The sequence below is a fragment of the Thermosporothrix sp. COM3 genome (genome assembly GCF_059696735.1).
The window spans coordinates 3,542,253-3,563,277 of record NZ_AP019376.1 but is presented as its reverse complement, the minus strand read 5'-3'; the positions used below and the strand labels follow the sequence as shown (position 1 = coordinate 3,563,277).

At 55.5% G+C, this 21,025-nt stretch carries 20 protein-coding genes; 6 read left to right on the top strand and 14 right to left on the bottom strand.

From position 1 onward, the window contains the following. Positions 1–219 precede the first annotated feature (219 nt). The 13 genes from KTH_RS15155 to KTH_RS15095 all read right to left on the bottom strand — a co-directional run bounded on the left by KTH_RS15155 (position 220) and on the right by KTH_RS15095 (position 13,440). A complete protein-coding gene (locus tag KTH_RS15155; RefSeq protein ID WP_111324750.1) occupies positions 220–1,764 on the bottom strand; it encodes a (Fe-S)-binding protein in 1,545 nt (514 codons plus the stop codon). Positions 1,765–1,775: 11 nt separating this feature from the next. Further along, positions 1,776–2,855, bottom strand: coding sequence for an SAM-dependent methyltransferase (locus KTH_RS15150; RefSeq protein ID WP_111324751.1), 1,080 nt, complete (start codon positions 2,853–2,855; stop codon positions 1,776–1,778). After that, positions 2,852–4,186: an FAD-binding oxidoreductase gene (locus tag KTH_RS15145; protein ID WP_497619749.1), complete on the bottom strand. Its 1,335-nt coding sequence runs from the start codon at positions 4,184–4,186 to the stop codon at positions 2,852–2,854. The genes KTH_RS15150 and KTH_RS15145 overlap by 4 nt, the downstream gene beginning before the upstream one ends. 9 nt (positions 4,187–4,195) lie before the next feature. Continuing rightward, positions 4,196–5,689 carry an FAD-binding oxidoreductase gene (locus KTH_RS15140; RefSeq protein ID WP_497619747.1) on the bottom strand — a complete coding sequence of 498 codons (1,494 nt, stop codon included), beginning with the start codon at positions 5,687–5,689 and terminating at the stop codon, positions 4,196–4,198. Positions 5,690–5,853: 164 nt separating this feature from the next. Then, complete coding sequence (locus KTH_RS15135) at positions 5,854–6,717, bottom strand: hypothetical protein (RefSeq protein ID WP_497619745.1); 864 nt, start codon at positions 6,715–6,717, stop codon at positions 5,854–5,856. A gap of 290 nt (positions 6,718–7,007) precedes the next feature. Next, positions 7,008–7,193 carry a hypothetical protein gene (locus tag KTH_RS15130; protein ID WP_111324755.1) on the bottom strand — a complete coding sequence of 62 codons (186 nt, stop codon included), beginning with the start codon at positions 7,191–7,193 and terminating at the stop codon, positions 7,008–7,010. A 21-nt stretch (positions 7,194–7,214) separates the two neighbouring features. Further along, positions 7,215–7,586, bottom strand: a complete 372-nt coding sequence (gene rsfS / locus KTH_RS15125; protein ID WP_111324756.1) for a ribosome silencing factor — start codon at positions 7,584–7,586, stop codon at positions 7,215–7,217. 195 nt (positions 7,587–7,781) lie between these two features. Beyond that, positions 7,782–8,366 (bottom strand): 2-amino-4-hydroxy-6-hydroxymethyldihydropteridine diphosphokinase, encoded by a 585-nt coding sequence (gene folK / locus KTH_RS15120; RefSeq protein ID WP_211326306.1) that lies wholly within the window; start codon positions 8,364–8,366, stop codon positions 7,782–7,784. 24 nt (positions 8,367–8,390) lie between these two features. After that, on the bottom strand, positions 8,391–10,166 hold the full coding sequence (locus KTH_RS15115; RefSeq protein WP_111324757.1) for a serine/threonine protein kinase: 1,776 nt from the start codon (positions 10,164–10,166) through the stop codon (positions 8,391–8,393). 178 nt (positions 10,167–10,344) lie between these two features. Beyond that, on the bottom strand, positions 10,345–11,169 hold the full coding sequence (locus tag KTH_RS15110; protein ID WP_170142818.1) for a PIG-L deacetylase family protein: 825 nt from the start codon (positions 11,167–11,169) through the stop codon (positions 10,345–10,347). 66 nt (positions 11,170–11,235) lie between these two features. After that, on the bottom strand, positions 11,236–12,210 hold the full coding sequence (locus tag KTH_RS15105; RefSeq protein WP_111324759.1) for an A/G-specific adenine glycosylase: 975 nt from the start codon (positions 12,208–12,210) through the stop codon (positions 11,236–11,238). Between the two features lie 34 nt (positions 12,211–12,244). Continuing rightward, positions 12,245–12,454 (bottom strand): hypothetical protein, encoded by a 210-nt coding sequence (locus tag KTH_RS15100; RefSeq protein ID WP_137686076.1) that lies wholly within the window; start codon positions 12,452–12,454, stop codon positions 12,245–12,247. 215 nt (positions 12,455–12,669) lie between these two features. Beyond that, positions 12,670–13,440, bottom strand: coding sequence for a class I SAM-dependent methyltransferase (locus KTH_RS15095; protein WP_111324761.1), 771 nt, complete (start codon positions 13,438–13,440; stop codon positions 12,670–12,672). A gap of 256 nt (positions 13,441–13,696) precedes the next feature. Here KTH_RS15095 and KTH_RS15090 point away from each other — a divergent pair, with 256 nt between their 5' ends. The 6 genes from KTH_RS15090 to KTH_RS15065 all read left to right on the top strand — a co-directional run bounded on the left by KTH_RS15090 (position 13,697) and on the right by KTH_RS15065 (position 19,448). Then, positions 13,697–14,224, top strand: coding sequence for a hypothetical protein (locus KTH_RS15090; protein WP_111324762.1), 528 nt, complete (start codon positions 13,697–13,699; stop codon positions 14,222–14,224). A gap of 16 nt (positions 14,225–14,240) precedes the next feature. After that, positions 14,241–15,158: a galactose-1-phosphate uridylyltransferase gene (gene galT, locus KTH_RS15085; protein WP_111324763.1), complete on the top strand. Its 918-nt coding sequence runs from the start codon at positions 14,241–14,243 to the stop codon at positions 15,156–15,158. Further along, on the top strand, positions 15,155–16,426 hold the full coding sequence (gene galK, locus KTH_RS15080) for a galactokinase (RefSeq protein WP_170142819.1): 1,272 nt from the start codon (positions 15,155–15,157) through the stop codon (positions 16,424–16,426). The genes galT and galK overlap by 4 nt, the downstream gene beginning before the upstream one ends. Positions 16,427–16,591: 165 nt before the next feature. After that, a complete protein-coding gene (locus tag KTH_RS15075; protein ID WP_497619739.1) occupies positions 16,592–17,419 on the top strand; it encodes a M55 family metallopeptidase in 828 nt (275 codons plus the stop codon). A 132-nt stretch (positions 17,420–17,551) separates the two neighbouring features. Continuing rightward, positions 17,552–18,361 (top strand): sugar phosphate isomerase/epimerase family protein, encoded by an 810-nt coding sequence (locus KTH_RS15070; RefSeq protein ID WP_111324766.1) that lies wholly within the window; start codon positions 17,552–17,554, stop codon positions 18,359–18,361. Positions 18,362–18,374: 13 nt separating this feature from the next. After that, positions 18,375–19,448 carry a Gfo/Idh/MocA family protein gene (locus KTH_RS15065; RefSeq protein ID WP_497619738.1) on the top strand — a complete coding sequence of 358 codons (1,074 nt, stop codon included), beginning with the start codon at positions 18,375–18,377 and terminating at the stop codon, positions 19,446–19,448. Here the strand turns inward: KTH_RS15065 and KTH_RS15060 are convergent. Then, entirely contained in the window at positions 19,445–21,019 is a 1,575-nt protein-coding gene (locus tag KTH_RS15060; RefSeq protein ID WP_497619736.1) for an FHA domain-containing protein, read from the bottom strand. The genes KTH_RS15065 and KTH_RS15060 overlap by 4 nt on opposite strands. Positions 21,020–21,025: the final 6 nt, after the last annotated feature.

The window sequence follows — 21,025 nt, the reverse complement described above, 5'->3', positions numbered from 1 at the left end:
TGAGGGGAAGTGGTGCAGAGGAAGGTGCCCGAGCGGGTGCAGCATCGATGACAGTTCGGCAAAATTGAATGATCGCTCTTTGAAACGTGCTTTCTCGTCTTCAGTGGACAGGAGAAAGAGGTTCGCCCCGGAAGCGGGGACGGGCCTTTTTGCATTTTTGGTCCGCCATCAGGCGAAAAGCGCTCCAGTGTAGCACTGAAGCGCTTTCTTTTCCTGTCATTATTTGTGCTTGTTATTCTTCTTGCGACGACGCAGGAAGAGAATGCCTGCAAGAACGCCAAGTCCCGCCCCAAGCAACAGCGCTGTACGCTTCTTCGTGCTCATTGTCTCTTTCTCTTCGAGTGCTGGCACCTCGGCATAGACTCCCGCGAGCCGGTATGCTTCATCCAGCAATTGGACGGGATGTACTACTGTCATAGGCAGGCCGCGCTGTCTGACTCCCATTGCGATCTGCATAATGCAGCCCGGATTGCCTGTCGCGACAATCTCCGCTTGTGTTTGCGCGACATTGTCCATTTTGCGCTGTAGCAGTTCCTGACCCATCTCTTGATTCGTCAGGTTGTAGATACCAGCACTCCCGCAACACCAATCAGACTCTTTCAGATCAACCAGCGTAAGGCCGGGAATTGACTGTAAGAGCTGCCGCGGCTGTCGCTTGATTTTCTGCCCATGAGCTAGGTGACAAGCGTCGTGATAGGTCACGGTGGCCATGAGAGGCTGCATTTCGGGATTCAGATCGATCTCGGTGAGGAATTCGCTAATATCTTTAACCTTCTTGCTAAATGCCTCGGCGCGTTCGGCGTACTGTGGGTCATTGCGTAACAGGTAGCCATACTCTTTCAACGTTGAGCCACAACCTGCTGAGTTAATAATGATCGCATCACAGTTGTATTGCTCAAATACGTCGATGTTGTGGCGGGCAAGCGCGCGACCGCGCTCACTCTCGCCTGCGTGGATATGAAGGGCTCCACAGCAGCCCTGTTGTGGTGGAGTAATTACCTCGCACCCATTGGCGGTAAGCACGCGAATGCTTGCATCATTGATATCACGAAATACCTGATCCATGATGCAGCCGCTGATAAAGCCTACCCGGTAGCGGCGTGTCCCGATGGCAGGCGTGATTTCGGGTAGTGGCGCGGGCAAAATATCGCCACTGACATTATCCATGAGCTCTTCAGGAAGCTTGAGCTTGCCCTGAAATGGCGTTGGGAGTCCGTTGGCGAGGTCCAGCATTCCGGTGCGTCGGACGAGATCCTGTAGCCCGGTTCGCTGATAGACTTTTAGGCCCCCGAAAACAAGTGATGTGACCAGACGAGAGGGAAGCATCACGTCAAAGAAGAAGCGACGTAGCAGGCGATTCGCGATGACTGTATTTCGCTCTTCCGGGATTGTGGGCTCTGGCTTCTGTTGTGCATCAAGCTGAATCTGCTCGCGAGCTGCCTCAATTAGCTTGCCATATTGAACACCAGACGGGCAGGCTGTCTCACAGGCGCGGCACCCGACACAACAATTCATATGTTCGATGAACTCGCTTGAGAGGTCAAGGCGCCCGTCCGCGACTGCTTGCATCTGGTAAATGCGTCCCCGTGGCGAGTCCATTTCCACTCCCAGAACGGCATATGTCGGGCAGGTAGGCAGACAGAAGCCACAGTGGATACATTGGCGAAGGAGCTCATACGTATCAGTATTTCTTCGCAAAGGTCCTTCCTGCGGTGGAATGATGCGAAGCGGTGTAGCATGTTTTTCGGTGGACTCCAGGGACATAGTGGCCTCCTCTATGCGTGTTTTATCGGTTGCGCCGCTACTGCTGTCACTTCCTGCCGGTTATGGAAGAGCTGATGTACTTGTACAAGCGCGTAACGACGGCGCAGCGTTTTGAGTGCCTCGTTCAGGGTTGCCTGCGGATCGATAGTGTCTGTTCGATGTGGCAACTTGAGAACGCTGATAATAAAGCCGTCCGGGCGCAGACAGCCAGCCGCTTTGTTTAAGAGCCTCGCGGCCTCGCGAGCGTCCATCCGCATATCATTGACAATAAGGTCGAAACGCGAGCGTCTCTGTATGGCCTCTTCCAGATAGCGTTCGGCATATCCCCGATAGTGGGTTAAGCCAGGCCGATTGACTCTCGGATCGAGATTTGCCGGATCTACAGCTACAACGCTCAGACCTGCATCGAGCAAAATATGGGTCCAGCCGCCCGGAGCTGCCCCGAGATCGAGCGCCTTTCCTCTTGCGGGAAGCGAGATCCCGAAATATTCGAGTGCTTCAAGGAGCTTGAATTCAGCGCGGCTGATCTGGTCAGGCGTCTGGGCATAGTGACGCGCTCCACCTGGCCAGGCGCTTAGATTCTCCTCCGCTTTGGAGATGCCGATATAGGCCGTCGTCATAGTGCAGAGAATAGAAACAATTACCTCAGGCTTTTTGATATCCTCGATCGCTCCTGTCTCTTCTGCAAAAGCCTCTGCAAGTGCCTGATTAAGCTGGCCGCCGCTGTAGGGACGTGGCCCTCTCTCCTTATCAATACGGGCAAAACGCGTCTGAACAGCGAAATGGATGCCTCTTTCAAGCAACCTGAAAGCGGGTAGCTCGGCGATGGCTAGCGCTATTTTCCCCATATCTTTCTCGCTATAGTTCAGCGAAACTGCTTCCTGAACCGGAGCGAGATGGCGTGTAAAGACAAGATGTGCGCTGGCTGCTCGCTGCATCAGTGCTGAGGCATCTGCTGCCATGCATAGGGTGATGCCTGCGGCCAGCTCGTCGATGCTCTCTACTTCTGGATCGAGGGCGCGTAGTTCTTCTATCGCTGGCTGAAGAAATTCAGGATGTGCCGTTACAATACAGAGATTATTGATACTCACAGTCCTCCCAAAAACCTACCTTTAACAAATGTTCCGTCCGGGTCAAGCTGCTGTTTGAGGCGTTGCATAAGCGCAAAATCTTTGTTCGTCGCGCCCCAGACATCGACCCTGTGTTTGAAGCTGGTCGGGCAACGTTCCACGATCAGGTGTCCCCTGAGCTCGCGAGCAGAAAGACGTAGTGCTTCTACCGCTTCTGCCAGGCGCTGCTGATCGTTATCGGACATCGGTTCAGCTATCCCCTCTATCTCAATGAAGAGAATCCCATTCCCGGCATGCGCGATTGTGGCCGTTTCAAGGTTGTGACGCTGACTGACCGCTTCTATGAGCTGGAAATACCGGGCAACATCCGCGATGGGCAGCGAAACCGCACAGGTGAACTTCTCTGACAAAAGCTGCCGAATGCTTTTCCAGAAAGCAAGCTGTTCCTTCTCTTCCAGTTCATCTCCTATTAAAGCATTGTATTGTCGTGCAAGCAAGTATGTGTCATGTATCTGGCGGTTGATTACCCGGATGTTTCCCTCATAGTGTACTGCCAGCGCGTAGCCTTGCGCAGGGAGTTGAAAACCGGCCCGCCTCAACAGCCTGTTCATGGCTCCTCTATCGAGCAATTCAATAGCGGTGGGACCAAGCGGGGAGCGAAGTAACGCGGAAACCGTTTGCATCGCCTCTTTCACCTCCGAGTAAGCCAGCAAAAGGGTGCGCTCGGCTGGTGGCAGGGGATGCAGCTTGAAATTTGCCTCGACGATGACACCCAATGTGCCAAAAGAGCCGATGTAGAGCTTGTTGAGATCATAGCCGGCGACATTTTTAACGACACGTCCACCGCTCTGGCTGATCTCCCCGTTTGGTTGAATAGTGCGGAGCCCGATGGCCAGATCGCGCGCCGTCCCATAACGCAGGCGCCTGGGACCACTGGCATTGGATGCAAGCAAGCCACCTATGGTCGTCTGCTCTTCATCGGGCGGATCAAGGGCCAGTTGCTGCCCCTTTTGGGCCAGTTGCCGCTGAAGCTCGGCGAGCGTTATGCCCGCTTCAACACGGCAGGTCAGGTCGGGTGCTTCATGTTCCAGGAGCCGAGAAAGACGGGTGGTATTCAGCACAATGTCAATATGTTGCGGCACTCCGCCCAGATGGAGCCGGGTGCCCCCACCTCTCGGGAGAAGCTGAAGGCCGTTCCGTCGCACTTCCGCAACTACATGAGCTGCTTCCTGAACAGAGGCCGGTGTTACCACCATGCGTGGCTCGACGCCATCGACTGCGCAGGCCTGTAATACCGCTTTGTCTGTCTGTACTTCTGTTTCCAGGGCCAGGTTTGACGCGAGATCATCCATATATTCGCTCTACCCTTTCCTGCTTGTTTGTTTGCTATCACAAGATGAGAGATGACGAATATCGGCACAGCGCCCGGGAAGAGGAAAGAGCTTTCCCGGATTGAATAACTCGTTCGGGTTCCAGGCAGCGCGCACCTGTTGCATGACGTGGAGATCAACATCACTGAAGATCAGCGCCATTTCGGCCTGCTTTTCAAGTCCTACGCCATGTTCTCCCGTGATCGAGCCTCCAACCTCGGCGCAGACTGCGAGGATCTCGTGACCTGCCTGACGGACGCGCTCTACTTCTCCCGGCTTCTGGGAGTCAAAGAGGATCAGCGGGTGTAAGTTTCCGTCGCCTGCGTGGAACACATTGCCGACCTTGAGATCATACCGGTCACAGATCTCTTGAATACGACGCAACACATAGGGCAGCTTCGTACGTGGAACGACGCCATCCTGTACATAAAACTCCGGGCTGATCCGTCCAACCGCGCCGAAGGCGTTCTTCCGCCCCGCCCAGAGAAGCTGACGCTCTGTTTCGTTAGCTGCGATACGAATCAGGCGTGCATGATGTTTTTTGCTGATCGCGACGATCTGTTCGACTTGCTCTGTTACGCTCTCCTTAAGCCCCTCGGCCTCGATCAGCAGAACGGCGGCGGCATCCATCGGGTAGCCAGCGTGGGTATCAGCTTCGACCGCTTGCAAGATCATGTGATCCATCATTTCGAGCGCTGCGGGAATGACACCGCTTGCAATGATCTCTGACACGGTATTAGATGCGTCGTCCATCGTGTTAAAGACTGCGATCATGGTCTTGACGCTTTCGGGCACCGGTACGATGCGTACGATGATTTTGGTCACGATACAGAGCGTGCCTTCAGAGCCAATCAGGAGCCCTGTGAGATCATAACCCGGGGTATCGCAGGTCGTGCCGCCGACCTCGATTACCTCGCCCTCTGCTGTGACGATTTCGAGCCCTGTGACATGGTTTGTGGTTACGCCATAGAGAAGTGTATGAGGGCCTCCGGCATTCTCGCCGACGTTGCCACCAAGCGTACAGGAACGCTGGCTACTTGGATCAGGGACGTAATAGAAGCCCTGAGGCAGAAGGGCATTACTGAGATGGAGATTGACCAGCCCGGGCTGAACAACCGCACGCAGATTAGGAATATCAATCTCAAGTATGCGGTTCATCCGGGCGAAAGAGATGACGATCCCCCCTTGAATCGGGACTGCACCTCCACTCAGGCCTGTTCCAGCCCCTCGGGGCACAACCGGAATCTGATAGCGCGCGGCAAGTCTGACAATTGCTGCAACCTCCTCTGTCGAAGAAGGCAACACAACAATATCGGGCTTACCGCGCTCTATCGAGGCGTCGTATTCGTACAGGGTAAGATCATACGGGGTAGAGAGAACGTTTCGTGCGCCAAGCAGGCCACGTAATTCCTGTACAACGCTGCCCTTTTGCGCTGTTGAAAGGCGTCTATCTGTTGTTACAGCCGTTTTTTCGATGATGCTCATGACCCTGCTCTTTCTGCCTTCTCTGTCAGAAATTGTCGGGGACGCTTTACGAGGCATACTCTATACCCTTGATATTACCATACTTTGATTTCCTGGCGGCCCGAGGTACGCTTCCCATTCGATAGACCATCCGAATGAAATTTTGCGTACCCCGGAACTGCTCTCTATGGGGTTGTTCTCTTCTGGCGGGTCCGTTTCAGCAGAAACCATACCCAGAAGAGACTGAGCGCCAGCGCAACGCTACACGCGGTCACAAGCGCCTGCCGGGGAATTGGTGGCGAGTTCTCAACGATCGCTTGTGGAAGCAAGGGCGGCAGCGATGGAGGGACCGCTACAGGCGGCGGCGTAGAATCCGGCTCCTGTAAGCTATTCCAGTCGGGCTGGACTCCATTCACGACTGTCTTTGGCGGGGTTTCCTTGTGTTGTCCCGGTGTTCTGGTAGGGCTGGAACCACCGCCCCCCTGCTTCTCGGTGGGCTTTTGAGGGCGCTGGGTGGCGATCGGGGTCACCGTTGGCGTTCGGGTGACTGTCGCTGTGGGAGGTGTCTCCTGGGTGGGGTTGGACTGACCGGGCGTTGGTTGTAAGGTGGATACCCAGTTCTTTTCCCCATCAGGAATACGGGCATAGGCGCTTCCGGCGGCCAATCCCGGCACCTTCACACTATCATAGAGTGTGTCGCCTATCAGGAGTTGCAGGGTGAATTCCTGCTGTGGTGAAAATGGAATCGCCTGATCAAAACTGATTGCGTAGAGGTAGAATGCGCCTCCTGTCACAGTTGTTTGCTGAAGAAAGGTCTCGCTGAGCGCTGCCGGGTTTTCTGCAAGCTGAAAACGAAGTCCTCCCAGATTGATAGGGCTATTCGCTCTGCTATAGAGCTCGATTTGCAGGCTTGCCAGTTGGGGGATACAGGCTTGCTCGGAAGCCGGCTCACCGGAAAGCGGAATGATCTCATTGATGAGAAGTAGACCCTGCACTGGCGCTGGATCAATACTGTCTGTTGGCGGTGAAGCAGGCGTACAATCGGCCATTGTTGTCAGCCGATGAGAAGGAAGCAAGAAAAACAGTGAGGAGAAAAAGAAGCAAAGAAGAAGAACATACCTCACAATACCACCTACCTTCTAAAAGATTTGAATGTTTCACATAAGCATATAGAAATGTAGAACGATGGTGAGTATAACATGGAATCAAAAGAAGGACAAGAATCTGCACGATGGAGAAGGACTTTATGGTAGCGGAGAAGCAGGCAGAAAAAAAGAACGATCGAGTTTCTCCAATGGAGGACTCGTCGTTCTATGCATTGGCCTGAACCGAAGTACAATTACTGGGAGAGATATTTGAAAGGTACCTGTGTTCTGCCAGGGATGCGCTCATTGATAATTCGGCGAATAGCCTCTATCCCGCTTTCACCAAGCGTAAAAGCGATGACAGAACCTATAACAATGCCACAGATACCGCCGAGGGCGATACCTTCAAGAAACATGCGGTTGCGAAAGAATGTCATCATTGTCACCTTTTCTTCTGTATTCTATTGCAGATACACAACCGTTTTCGCTTCGCTCCAGAGCCGTTCGAGCTGGTAGTACTCTCTTTCCTTTGGTGCAAGCACATGGACAATGACATCACCAAAGTCAAGCAGAATCCAACCAGTATCCGCTGTTCCTTCACGATGGAGCAGCGAGACTCCTTGCTTGCTCAACTCTTCATCAATTGATTCTGCAATAGTTAGGATTTGTCGAGGATTGCTGCCGCTACAGATGACAAAGTAGTCAGCATACATTGCAACCTCACGAATATCCAGTAACAGGATATCCGCTGCCTTTTTGTCGTATGCAATATCGACAGCCGCTTTTGCTATTTGTGCTGGATCCAGTAGAACTCCCTTCACAAGCGCTCCCATATTTCTAATAATGTATCTGTACTACGGATGAACCCACTGAATGGTTCTATCGAGACCTCTGTGGACTATAGATCTATCCCGATCAGGAGGATTGATGAGAAAAACATCTTCTCGTCCAGAGACGACCGGGAGGCCAATGCTACTTGATCCACATTGTACTGTATAGCAGCATTATAGCATGCAAGGCAAGTAATGTTAAGGGTTTTGGGGCTTGTAGCCTGCTTTTACTGTTTTCAATTCAATCCGTTTGGGATAGATGCGCACGCCCTCGGGCTTGCCGCCTGCTGTCAGGTCGTGCAAAAGCTCTCGGATGGTCTTCCCTGTTTCGGGGTCGATCTGCTCGGGCGCAATCTCGGCCAGGGGAACAAGCACAAAGCCTCGCTCCCGCATGCGTGGGTGCGGAATGCTCAGATGTTCCTGCTGAAGCCGCAGGTCATCATACAGTAGAATGTCGATGTCAAGCGGCCTCGGCCCATTGCGGAAGGTCGGTTGTCGGCCCAGTTCCTTTTCAATCGTTTTGGCCTGATGAAGCAGTTCTTCTGGCGTCAGCTCTGTTGTACCGGAGCAGACCATATTGAGAAAGTCGGGTTGGTCCAGGTACCCGACCGGTGTTGTTTCATACAGCGACGAGAGGGCGGTAATATCCATGATCCTGCTCAGTTGCTGTAAGGCAATTGTGAGATTATTGTGACGGTCGCCCAGATTTGATCCCAGAGCGAGGTAGATACAATGCCGTTGCATCGGAACCTCTTTTCGCGTAGCAATTTTTTGTGCTTCCATGATAAACCATTTCCCTGAAAATGGCTACTTCTGGAAGATCCAGAGATTCCGAAAGACTGCCTCGGCTCCGCTCCCGCTCTCCTGCCCGACCAGAAAGCCGACAAAGCCTCCCTGATAGGTTTCATCGGTGAAGGCCGAGAACAGCAGTTGTTGATTGACGTACAGGGTCAGGTGAGAGCCCTGCGCGATAATCAGAAAGGTGTTCAGTTTATCGTTGTCGTGCTCAATTGCGCTGGCGTGCTTCCAATCGATCAAGGTGAGCCAGTTGGCAATATTGCTGCCCTGCGCTCGAATCAGCCGGAACTCGCCCTCGTTGCTGAGTTCGACCGCGTAGAAGGCCTTGCTGTTTGGTTGGAGTCGAAAGATCAGTCCGTAAAAATCGCCACTGATCAGCCGGGCCTGTGCTGTGATGACAACGTTCGAGAATGTCTGCCTGCTTGAATAGCACCACGCGATACTATGGGCTGCGGTTGCGACATGGTAGCCATCCTGATCGAAGAAGCATTGACGGCCATCATTCAGCCATGCCGGATCGGTCGTGAGGAGATCATTGGAATAGAGCAGCGGTCCGGCTCCGATACGCGATGTGAGGCCCGCTGTTGCCTCGACACGCGCCTGTTTCGCCAGGAGATCCTGCTTCTGGGCGCGAGCCGTGGCTGTGGCATACTGCAACGCTTCATGGGCTGAAGGGGCTTTCGCCGGGGGCCGCTGCAAGGTCAACAGAAGCAGCAGAGGCAGCGCAATACTCAGAATGACCAGCCCAAAAGTGAGGACAAGGAACCAGGGGCGTTTGCGGTGCGGCCAGGGATGCGAGGAGAGCGAGGGGACCGATGGTGCATGCTCTCCCAACGGAAAGAGCGGTGTGGGCGCTTTCATATCCGAGGTATAGAGAAAATCAGGGGGCGGAGTCGTGGTGGCAACTGCTCCCTCGGCTTTCTGTACGCTGGCTGTGCTGATCTTGATCGTTTCGATCTCCTCCGCGCCCAGATGCCGCTGCTGTAATGCCTGCCAGTACGCCTGTGAAAATTGACGGGCATGCTGATAGCGCTCGTCGGGCGATTTCGCCAGGGCGCGTAGTATGACTGCCTCAATCGTAGGAGTAATCTCGTCGTTGAGCTGGCGCGGCGAGGTCGGTTGTGTTTGAATATGCTTAAGGGAAAGGATGACGGGTAACTCCGCCGTGAAGGGAAGGCTTCCGGTGAGCATCTGATACAGGATGATCCCAAGCGAGTAGATATCGCTACGGTGGTCATTCTGCCCATTTGTCTGCTCGGGGGCCATATATTCCGGGGTGCCGACGATCTGGCTGCCCGCCGAGGAGGTATCGCGCCGGGCACGGGCCAGGCCAAAATCTGCCAGATACGCATAGCCATCGGGCCGTAAGAGGATATTCGAGGGCTTGACGTCGTGGTGCACGATGCCGTTATCATGCGCATGCTGGAGTGCCGAGGCAATCTGATGGAGATAGCTCCCCGCCTCTTCCAGGGTCAGGCGTTCCCGTTTATACAGATAATCGCGCAGGGTGCCACCCTCAACAAAGGGCATAACCAGATAATACCAGGGATGTTGTGCGCCAAAGTCATAGAGAGGGAGAATATGGTTATGGGAGAGGGTGCCAATTGTGCGAGCTTCATGCTCGACACGGCGCACATAGGATTTATTGCTTGCATAGAGGACTTTTACCGCAACACGTCGTTTGACGCGTCGATCATATCCCAGATAGACCTGTGAGAGGCTGCCCTGAGCGATACAGCGGTGCAGCTCATAACGCCCTAGCGTTGTACCTTCCATTCCCTTCATCAATCCACACTCCTACTTTATCCCGATATGAAATTGTACTTTTTCAGGGCCTTTAAACAGCGATTACAACAAACTTTTTATCTACTCTATTTTCGAGTCATTAGCGAAAGAATGGGAAGACAGGCGAAGAACTGCGCCTGTCTCACAACGAAGAAAGAGTTTACATGCCTGCCTTGCGCTAGCGGCGATACGTCCAGGTCCAGTAACGCTCAAGATGGATCGTCTCGACCGGGCGAATGCTGTGCGTATAGTGCTGAATCTTGTCCAGCATCTCTTCTTTGCTGGCAAAATTGTTGTTGATCTGGGTAGCATAGGTCGCGCTGGCTTCCTTGCGCAGTTCCAGCATCTCCGACATCTCTACCAGGGTTGGTTCAAGCGGCAGTGAAAGCTCTTTCAGGCGTGCGTCAAGCAGACCTGGCCGCGTCACATAGGGGAAGTCCTCGTAGAAATAGACCGGAACGCCGTTTTGTGCCAGATGGTCCGCCGCCGAACAGACAATCTGATGATCGACGTGACGACCGATGGCAAGCGGGGCATACCAGACGGCGTCTGGAAGGCGCTCGTGCAGGGCCATCAGATCTTTTGCGAGCTGGCTGGCGATGGCTGCATCTGCCTGATGAACCTCTCCCCCGATCATGACTTTTTCCTCGGTATACAGAGGCGGGTTGCCACGATAGGGCGCATCATAATAATCCAGCCAGAGATGGTCGCACTGAAGCAATTCCATTGCCTTTGTGTCCTCTTCCTGCCGGATTTTCTGAATCTCCTGCGGGGGCGTCTGGGGGCCAAATCCCATGCTGCGCTGCACGGACTGGGCCAGCGGGCTCAAGGGCTGGCTGGCATCGGGTGCGCCTGCAAAAACGGTGATGACCAGCGGACGAAGGCCGCTACTGACCTGAACACCGAGAGTGCCGCCACAGGAGAAGACCACATCATCATAGTGTGGCGACAGGAAGATGTGGCGGTGATGTCGCTGTATATCATTCAAGCTGGTTAGTCGCAACTGCTCGTTCCTCCAAATATATCTGCGAGATTGCTAAGATTGAGTGCATGCATCAAAATAATGGGCTCAGGGTAAACATACCCCTTCCTCTGTCGCGTCCAGCAGGCCATCACGGGAAAGCCCATTGATAAGCCGCTGAAGCCAGGGGAAGTCCGCTTCGCTATAGTCTGGCTTGATCTTCGGTCCAAGTTCTGGAAGCGAGACGCGCTGACCGGTCGGGACAGAGCGGAGCAAGTCGATAATGCGCCCCCTGAAGTAGCGGTTCGTACTGGTAAACGGCTTGCTCTGATAGGTCGGCTTCTTCTCTGCCACTTTGCGAATCTGGCGCAGTACCGTCCCCGACGGGAACAAACTGTACTGGCTCATTTCCTCATAAGCTTTACAACATGACGTCAGGGGGCACTGCTGGCATTGCGGGTTATTACTGGTACAGATGGTCGCTCCCAGATCCATCAGCGCCTGATTCCAGTTATACGCTTCTCCTGCTGGCAGTACCTCTTCTGCAAGCGCAAGCATCTGCGCGTCATTCAGGCGTGTTTCATCATGCTCGACGCCGATAAACAAACGATGCAGGACGCGGCGAATGTTGGTATCAACCGTGGCGACCTGCTGGCGATAGGCAAAGCAGGCGATGGCGCCGGCGGTATAGCGTCCGATCCCTTTCAGGGTGAGCAGCTCATCAATGGTCGCGGGAATCTGCCCGTTATGTTCTGCTATCACCTGACGGGCAATGGCCTGTAGACGCACTGCACGCGAGTTATAGCCAAGCGGCACCCAGACTTTAATCACTTCTGCGGTTGGCGCGGCTGCCAGATCGGCCAGTGTCGGAAATGCCTCTAAAAACTGGTGATATTTTGGCAATACGCGATCAACCTGTGTCTGTTGTAGCATGATTTCAGACACAAGAATAGCATATGGATCGCTGGTCGAACGCCAGGGGAGATCTCGGTGTTCGGCAGCGTACCACTCCAATACCTGTTTCTGTACGTCTGCACTGTGCTCGGGCGCAGGCCGGAAGGGAAGCGATGACGAAGATTGCATGTATGTTGTGTACTGCTCGGGAATGAGTCAGCGCCTAGACGTTGCTCTTTTGCAGCGTCGATGGCTTCCCATTATTTTGTGCTGTCTGTTGTGACGCCCCTTCGCTGCGCTTGCGCCGGGACAGTGTAAAGATCGTATCTCCTCCCTCCTGCCAGCACTTTGCATCGGGTGCGGGCAGGTTCTCGCACAGAATCCAGTCGTTGGCATCTTTGAGAACGTGTCCCTTGATGCACTTTGCGTACATGATATGTTCATTTAAGTCAGGATCATCTGGCTTGATATTGGATGACGCAATTTTAGGTATGAAGAATCTACACCACGGCACGGCTTGGTACCTTCCTTGCATATTATTCAATGGATAAGGGCATACCTTTGCCACCAGTGCTTCTGGTCATTCTTACTATGGTGGCATTGCAATTATAGCGCATTCTGTTTAATTGAGTCCAGAGGACAACCCCCTTATCGGTCGATGGATGATGACGCCGCTTTGCGACACACAAGTGTCAGACGGCTATCCATACTTAAGGGACGCCCGTCCAGCCCTCCATAGGCCGCCTGAATCGGCAGGCCGACAAACGAGAGCATTTCTGAAAGCTCGGTGGGGGTGTAGATTCGCATTGACTGCTGGTGCTCCCGCCGCGCCCCATCAGGAAAGAGCAGGCTGATCTGCACATTGTAGCGGCTTTTGAGCAGGTCAATCTGCCGCTCTTCCAGCACAATCAGGTCGTCCTGATAGCGAATAATGCCATGCGGCGCGAAGGAGCGCAGGACGCGGGCCTGATGCACTGTTTCCAGTAGAAAGAGCCCCCCTGGCTTCAACGCCTTGTGCACCTGCTGTAAGACCTCTAAATCAGCCTCATCGTTCTCCAGATAGCCAAATGAGGTAAAGATATTGATCACGGCGTCAAATTCGTCGTGAAACGGGATGTGGCGCATCGAGCCATGCAGCCAGCGCACCTGAAGATCCTGTTCGCGAGCTGCGGCGCGGGCCTGCTGGAGAAAATAGTCATTGAGATCCAGCCCGGTCATGCGATATCCCTGCCGTGCCAGGGGGAGTGTGTGTCGCCCATAGCCACAGCACAGGTCGAGCACCTTGCTCCCGGGAGGTAACTGGAGCAGCTTGATAATCTGCTCGGCCTCCATCTGTGAACGTTCGGGTGGCAGGAACGGGGCGTAGATGCGCAGATAATCCTCGCCGAAGAATGATTCGTACCACGGTTTTTCGGCCATATGCTGAAAGCTCCCTCTTCTGTGAATAGATGATCAGTGGTGGTTCTATTACAACAAACGAGGAGTGAAAGGAAATTGTTGTGTAATAGGTGACAGAGGCAAACAGTGCCAGCATGTTTCTCTGCTCCGAGAGAGGGGCGGGAATCGGTACAATGCTTGTATGCTGTCAGGTTTTGCGGTAAACTGTGCCTCAAGAGAGATGCTCTCTCGGTGGAAGTTCTGACACATCAGGTGTCGTTGCAGGAGTAATTGGACAGTGTTCGCGGAAGAATTCGCTGTGCTTGACGGCGGCTCGGCCCTCTGGGAGGCACTCCGTCCTCTGGTTTCCGCTGCGTTGCGTCTGGAACGCGAGGGCGAAACTGCTACATGGCATGGCTGGAATAAGCAGCAGATCGACGTATTTCTACAGGCGCTTCCGGCCCATTGCGCGCTGATCGCGGGTGTGTGGGAGGCAGATCGCCTGGCGCTCGGGTGTGTCTGCGAGGTGGTTGCGGGCGAAGTGCGTTCGCTCCGAACGTTTGAGCAGCTAGACGAGACGCTCCAACTGGACGAGCTCGCGCCAGATTTCGAGCATGCCCGGGCAATTATGCGGGTCGTCAAGCGTGAGATTGCGCCCGTGGCCTGGGCCCTCTTTACCGATAAAGCGACGTGGGACGAGTGGGTTTTGTCCCCGGAGGCAGAAGCCGGGATGATTGATAAAGGGGCGCTGCTGGACTCTCTCGCTCGTCAGGGTCGCTGTGTGCTCCTGGGAAGTCAGGCGGCGCTGCGGCATCATCATCATTAGCTTGTAAGGATTGACTATGGAGCAGAAAACCCCGTTAATCTGGAATCCAATCTTGCGACAGTATCTTGTAAATGCTCCTCACCGCATGAATCGCCGCGAAGGGACGACCCAATGTCCGTTCTGCGCTGATATTATCGAGGGGCGTGTGGGGCCCGAAACGCAGGCCTGGCTGCATCCGAATGATTTCCCGATGTTGCAGCCTCCGGTGGGTGAAGCGTATGTGGTGATCTATAGTCGGGATCATGAGCGCACGTTCACGCAATTAACCATTGATGAGGTCTACACGGTCACGCGGCTCTGGCGCGATCTGTATACTGATCTGGCGCAGCGCTATCCCACGGTCATGATCTTCGAGAATAGCGGCACCGCCATCGGGCAGACGCAGTTTCATCCGCATGGGCAGGCCTTTGGCGTGTCGGTCATTCCGCCCACCCTTGAGCGCGAGCTTGAAACTGTTGTGATTGACGCCGCCGCGGGAAGGGGCTGCCCGTTCTGCCGGGTGCAGCAGGAGCTAACCGCAAGCGACTATGAGGTTGCTACAAACGAGAGCTGGCAGGTCTTTTTACCGCCATTTGTGCGCTATCCCTATGAGACCCATTTCTATCCCCGGCGCCATGTTGCCAATCTGGCGCAGATGGAGGACCAGGAGCTCCACGACCTTGCCGAGATGCTCTTGCGTGTCATCAAGGGCTATAATGCGCTGGCTGATGGGGAAATGGCCCCCATGCCCTATCTACTCGGGCTGCATCAGCTCGCTGACGAGCGCTTTCATTTCCATATCGAGATTCAGGCGATCGGGCGCGCTCCCGGGAAACTGAAATATGCCGCGTCTTCTGAAGGAATCTGGGGGATGTGGTCAAACGATTCGTCTCCAATGCAGAAGGCACAGGAATTGCGTCAGGCGATTCAGAACAAGGAGGTATCAAACACGTGAAGCAACCATTACCACAGCCTGCTGTTGAGGCTGCACAGCGGTTCCCCGCCGTTTTTCAGGACGATGGAGCGTATGCTAGCCCGCTCGGCGCTGCCTGGGCGTCGGGTCGCGTCAATATCATCGGTGAGCATACCGACTATAACGAGGGGCTGGTTCTGCCCGCAGCGGTGAGCCGTGTCGTTGCTTTTGCCGGTCGTCGGCGCAATGATCTGAACGTGCGTCTCTGGTCCGAGCAGTTTCAGGAGAGCGGCCAGTTCACGCTGGAAGGGCTGCCCGAGAACTTTGCGCAGCAGCGGGATGCCGCGCCCAAGTGGGTACGCTACGTGATGGGGGTCGCGTCCGAATTGATCCGCGCCGGAATCGAGCTCTGTGGCTTTGATGCCGTCGTGACCGGTGATGTTCCTCTGGGGGGCGGGATGAGCTCGTCCTCCGCGCTCGTCGTCGCCAGTGCGCAGGCCTACGCGCTCTTCTCCGATGGCAAGTTCACGATTGGTACCGAGCACGCAAAGCTGACCCCGATGCAGCTTGCTGATCTCTGTGCCGAGTCCGAGCGCCGTTCGGCTGGCCTTAATGGCGGCATTCTCGATCAGGCGGCGTCCTGTCTGGGACAACCCGGCAAAGCTGTGCTGATTGATTGCCGCTCGCTTGACTATCGCTATATTCCTTTTGACGCGCCCGACCTATCCATTGTCGTCATTGATACCAATAAGCGCCGTGAGCTGACCAATTCCGGGTATAACGATCGCACGCGTGAGTGCCGTGAAGCCTGGCAGACGATCAAGGCATTGATGCTGAAGCACGAGCCGGAGAACCCCGCCGGTGCCGCGATCTCGTCGCTGCGTGATGTCACCCCGGAGATCTTTGCGAAGTATCAGCACGAATTGCCCGAGGTGCAGCGCAAGCGTGCCGGTTATGTGATTGCCGAGAATGAGCGCGTCTTGCAGGTTGTCGCGCTGCTGGAAAAGGGCGATCATGTGGGCGTCGGTCAGCTTCTCTGGGAGGGCCATGCCGGGCTGCGCGATGAGTATGAGGTGAGCTGCAAAGAGCTCGATGTTGCCGTTGAGATCGCGCGTTCAGTGCCGGGTGTGCTCGGTGCGCGTATGATGGGTGGAGGCTTCGGCGGATGCACCATCAATATTGTGCGCAATGAGGCCGTAGAGGCGCTGCGTGAGGCCATTGAGCAGCACTATGAGCCACAAACCGGCCTGCGTGCGGGCTTCGATATCTGTAACACGGTGGGCGGCCCCGGCTATACCTTTCTCGCCTGATTTCTCAGTAGCAATTGCAGGGACGCGTACTCAATACGGCGGATACACACGTATGTCTCCTGGCGGTGCGCGTCTCTCCCTCAATATGTATGCTCCCTTGTTGTACAATGAAGGCCATAAAAAGGTGTACAGCGAGTATCATTCTTCAAAATGAGGAGATAGGCTATGAAGCTCTTTCTTTCAACCGATTTCGAGGGGACCAGCGGCGTTGTTGCCTGGGAACAGATCCTTGAGGGGAAGGTGGAATATGAACAGGGACGCAAGCTGCTGACCGCCGAAGTCAATGCAGTGATTGAGGGTGCTCTTCAGGCGGGAGCACGCGAGTTCGTGGTGAACGATGCCCATAGTAGCATGCGCAACCTGCACCCGCAGGATCTCAAGGGGCGAGCCACGCTGATTACCGGACGCCACAAACCGCTGTATATGATGGAAGGGCTCGACAGCTCGTTCGATGGCGTCTGTCTGGTGAGCTATCATGGCTCGATTGGCGCGGAAAAAGCGATTCTGTCGCACACCTATAACCCGGGGGCGATCTGGGAGGTGCGCATCAACGGCGAGATCGTGGGTGAATCCGGGCTGAATGCGCTTGTCGCCGCTCATTATGGGGTGCCGATTATTTTTGTGAGCGGTGATGACGCGACGGCTCAGGAGGCGGAAGGGATCGCACCGAAAGCCGAAAAGATCGTCGTCAAGCACTCGCTCGGGCGTTTCGCGGCGGTCAACCTGCATCCCGAGGTGGCCTGTGAGCTGCTCAAAGAGGGTGCGGAGCGGGCTGTTAAGCGCCTGGGCGAGATGGAGCCGCCTCATTTTCTGTTGCCGGTCACGGTTGAGATTACTTTCCTGGTCGCGGATATGGCGGACATGGCCCTCTGGATTCGGGGCGTGGAGCGTGTGGGAGCGCGAACGGTGAAGGTCGTGGGTGAAGACCTGCTTGAGCTCTATCGCACGTTTGTTACGATTGTGATGCTGACTCGTGGGTTGGTTGATCGCTAGCCGCTTTTGCGCGATTCGCTTTATTTGGCATTACCCCGCATTTTGTGGTTTAATGCCAGGAGACGGCAAGTGGCAGAGTGCGCTGCTTGCTGGTTCCATTTCGTGCGTACTACCTGTTGTCTGGAAGGAGTGATGATGAATCCTCGTATTTCCTTTATGGGGGCGAACTATGTAGCGCGTGCTGTGGGCTATCATATGGTCAAAGGCTGGGGAGAAGGCGACGAGGCCACAAATCGCCTGTTTCAGCCGCTTGAGACCTTCGCGGAGCGCTTCGAGCAGATCGTGAGTGACATTCATGCGCTCGGCTTTACAACAATGGATGTCTGGCTTGCACATCTGCACTGGTCCTGGGCAACTGAGGAGCATATCCGGCTGGCTCGTGAGATCTTGCGAAAATATTCGATGCGGGTAGCGAGTCTGGCCGGTTTTTTTGGTTCGACCCGGGAAGAGCTTGCGTCCTCCTGCCGTCTGGCACGAGCGCTTGAGACAACGGTGCTTGGCGGGACTTCATCCTTGCTGAAGACCGACCGCGCCTCGACGATTGCCATTCTCAAAGAGCACGGGGTGGTGCTTGGCATTGAAAACCACCCGGAGAAGACGCCGCAGGAGGTACTGGCGCAGATTGGCGATGATGGCGAGGGCGCGCTTGGCACTGCCCTGGATACCGGTTGGTTCGCGACGCAGGGCTATGACGCTGTCCGGGCGATTGAAGAGCTGTTTCCCACCATTGTTCACATGCATCTCAAGGATGTGTTGCAGGCGGGTGAGCACGAGACTTGCCGCTTTGGACGGGGGATCGTCGATGTCGAGCAGTGTGTCAGGACATTGAGGCGTCTCGGCTACAGCGGCTACTACAGTATAGAACATGAACCCGAGTTATATGACCCCACAGAAGATTGTCGTGTGATGTTAACGCAGGTCTCTGGCTGGCTGGCCGAGTAGAAAGCAGGACGCTATGGAGAAGAAACCACTGCATATCGCTATTGTTGGATGTGGCAATATTGCCGGAGCCTATGCCAGAACGTTTGCTCCCTATCCGCAGATCCGCCTGCTTGGGGCCACAGATATCGATTTTGCGCGGGCCGAAGCCTATGCTGCGGAGCATGGCGGCAAAGCGTATCCCTCGCTGGAAGCGCTGCTTGAAGATCCTGAGGTGGATGTAGTTGTCAACCTGAGCATTCACCATGCGCATGCCGCCGTGATCAGGCAATGTCTGGAGGCGGGTAAGGATGTCTATAGCGAGAAGCCGCTTGCGCTGAGCTCCGAGGAAGCATGGGCGCTGGTCAGGCTGGCGGAGGAGAAAGGGCGGCGGTTAAGCTGCGCGCCGATGACGATTCTCGGGGAGGCACAGCAGACGCTCTGGAAGGCGATTCGCGACGGTCTGGCTGGCGAGGTCCGGGTAGCCTATGCCGAGGTCAATTGGGGACGTATCGAGAGCTGGCATCCCGCGCCCGGGCCTTTCTACGAGGTTGGAGCGCTCTTTGACGCGGGCGTCTATCCCCTCACCATCCTGACGACGATCTTTGGCCCGGCCCGACGGGTTATCGGTTTCGGCAAGGTGCTCTATCCAGATCGCGTCACGCAAACCGGGGAGCCCTTCCATATCGAGACACCCGACTTTGTGACCGCCACGATTGAGTTCGCCAGCGGCGCGGTTGCTCGCCTGACTGCGAGCTTCTACGTGGGGCAGCACAGCAAGCAGAAGGGCATCGAGTTCCATGGGGATAAGGGCTCGCTCTTCATCGATTCGTGGCAGGAATTCGATGCGAAGGTTGAGTACGCGCGTTTTGGTGAGGCCTATCAGCCGCTCCCGTATCTCAGGGAGCCCTATCGCGGTATCGAGTGGGCGCGCGGCGTGCTGGATATCGCAAGCGCCATAGAGGAACAGCGCCCGCAGCGGATCACCGGCACACAGGCCGCACACGTGGTCGATATTCTCTGCGCGATTCGGCAGTCCTATGAGCAGGGAACGCCGGTCGAGCTTCAATCGGAATTTGTGCAGCCTGAGCCGATGGACTGGGCTCGCTAACGCTGCTGATAGATCAGGGTATAGCGCCCGATGGTGATGCGATCGCCAGGTTGGAGCCGATAGCCCTGGCCCGGCAGGAGCCGTTGCCCGTTGACAAACACCCCTTTTGCGCTTTGCTGATCGTAGAGCGTATAGTAACCGCTCTCTTTGCGTAGCACGGCATGGTGGCGCGAAGTCAGGTTATCGCGTTCGAGCAGAATAGTGCTGCTCCCGGCCCGCCCCACAGTCAGCAGATCGCCATGCAGCGGGATCTCATGCGACCCCTGATAGGGCGAGAGAACCAGCAAACTGGCCTGCTTCTTTGGCGGCTCTGCTGGTGGTGCCGGACTCGGCTCGGGAATATTTGGAGCGGCTGGCGGAACCGGGTGCGGTTCGGGAATGGTCGGTCTGGTTGGTGGGCCTGGCATCGGCTCAGGGACAACCGGCTCGGTTGGTGGAACCGGGATCGGCTCGGGAACGTCTGGCTGTGGCGGAAGGGGCGGCCTGACATCGGGCGGCTCCTCCGGCTCGGGCTGATAGGGCACCGTCGGTTCAGGAATTTGCGGGGGCGTTGGTTCCGGCGTTGGAATGGGCTCCGCAATATCGGGCTCAATACGTGGCTCCTGTTGGGGCTTCTCGCGCATCGCTGCAAGTAGATCCTCCAGCAGGGGGCGTTTGGGCGTGTTGCCGGTTGGCGGCGGAACAATTACCTTATGCACAAGTGTTTCCTCCATCATGATGTCTTCCTCCTCTGCTTCTTCCGTTTGCGTCAGAGCATGAAGCAGGGCATCAGTGAATTCACGTGTGGAAGGGTAGCGACGTTCCGGCGCTGCTTGCAGGGCGCGTGTCATCACGGCATCAAATGACCTCGGCACAGCGGGATTCAGCCGCGAGAGCGCGGTAAAGCGTATGTTGAGCTTGAATTGAAGCACCTCTTTCGGCATGCCAAAAAAAGGAGGGCGGCCCGAGAGCCAGAAATAAAACAAGGACGCAAGGGCATACTGATCGCTCTCGGGGAGGGTGTGCAGGCGATATTGCTCGGGTGCCGCGATAATCGGGAGTGGTGTGGACTGAGGCTGGCCGTACTTGCGCACAAACATGGCACACCATGCATCGGAGACGATCAGCGGCGTTTCGGCAGAGGCTGGTAGAACGAGAATATTGGAGAATGTCAGGGAGCCATGCGCGTAGCCCTGAGTGTGCAGGGCATCGAGCGTCTGGGCCAGTTGCGTGGTCAGGCGGACGGCATCGGCAACCGTGAGCGGCGGACGATACTGCGTACGTCCATATGGCCCGAGCAGCGAGCCAGCCTCAAGGTAGGGACGCGCGATATAGACATAGCCGTCCCGGTCTCCATAGTCGAGAATCGGCGTCAGCAGCGGGTGGGTGATGACGCTCAGGGCCTGGGCATCGCGAAAAAACTGACGGCGAGCTTGATCTGAGAGCGGGTACCAGGGATGAAGCAGCTTCAGCAGGACCATCCGTGCAATGCGCGTGTCTTCTGCAAGATAGCTTTTGCCTGCGGCTCCGCTCCCAAGCGACCGGTTGATACGATAATACGCGAATTTCTGTCCTTCTACCAGATCGTGCATACAGAC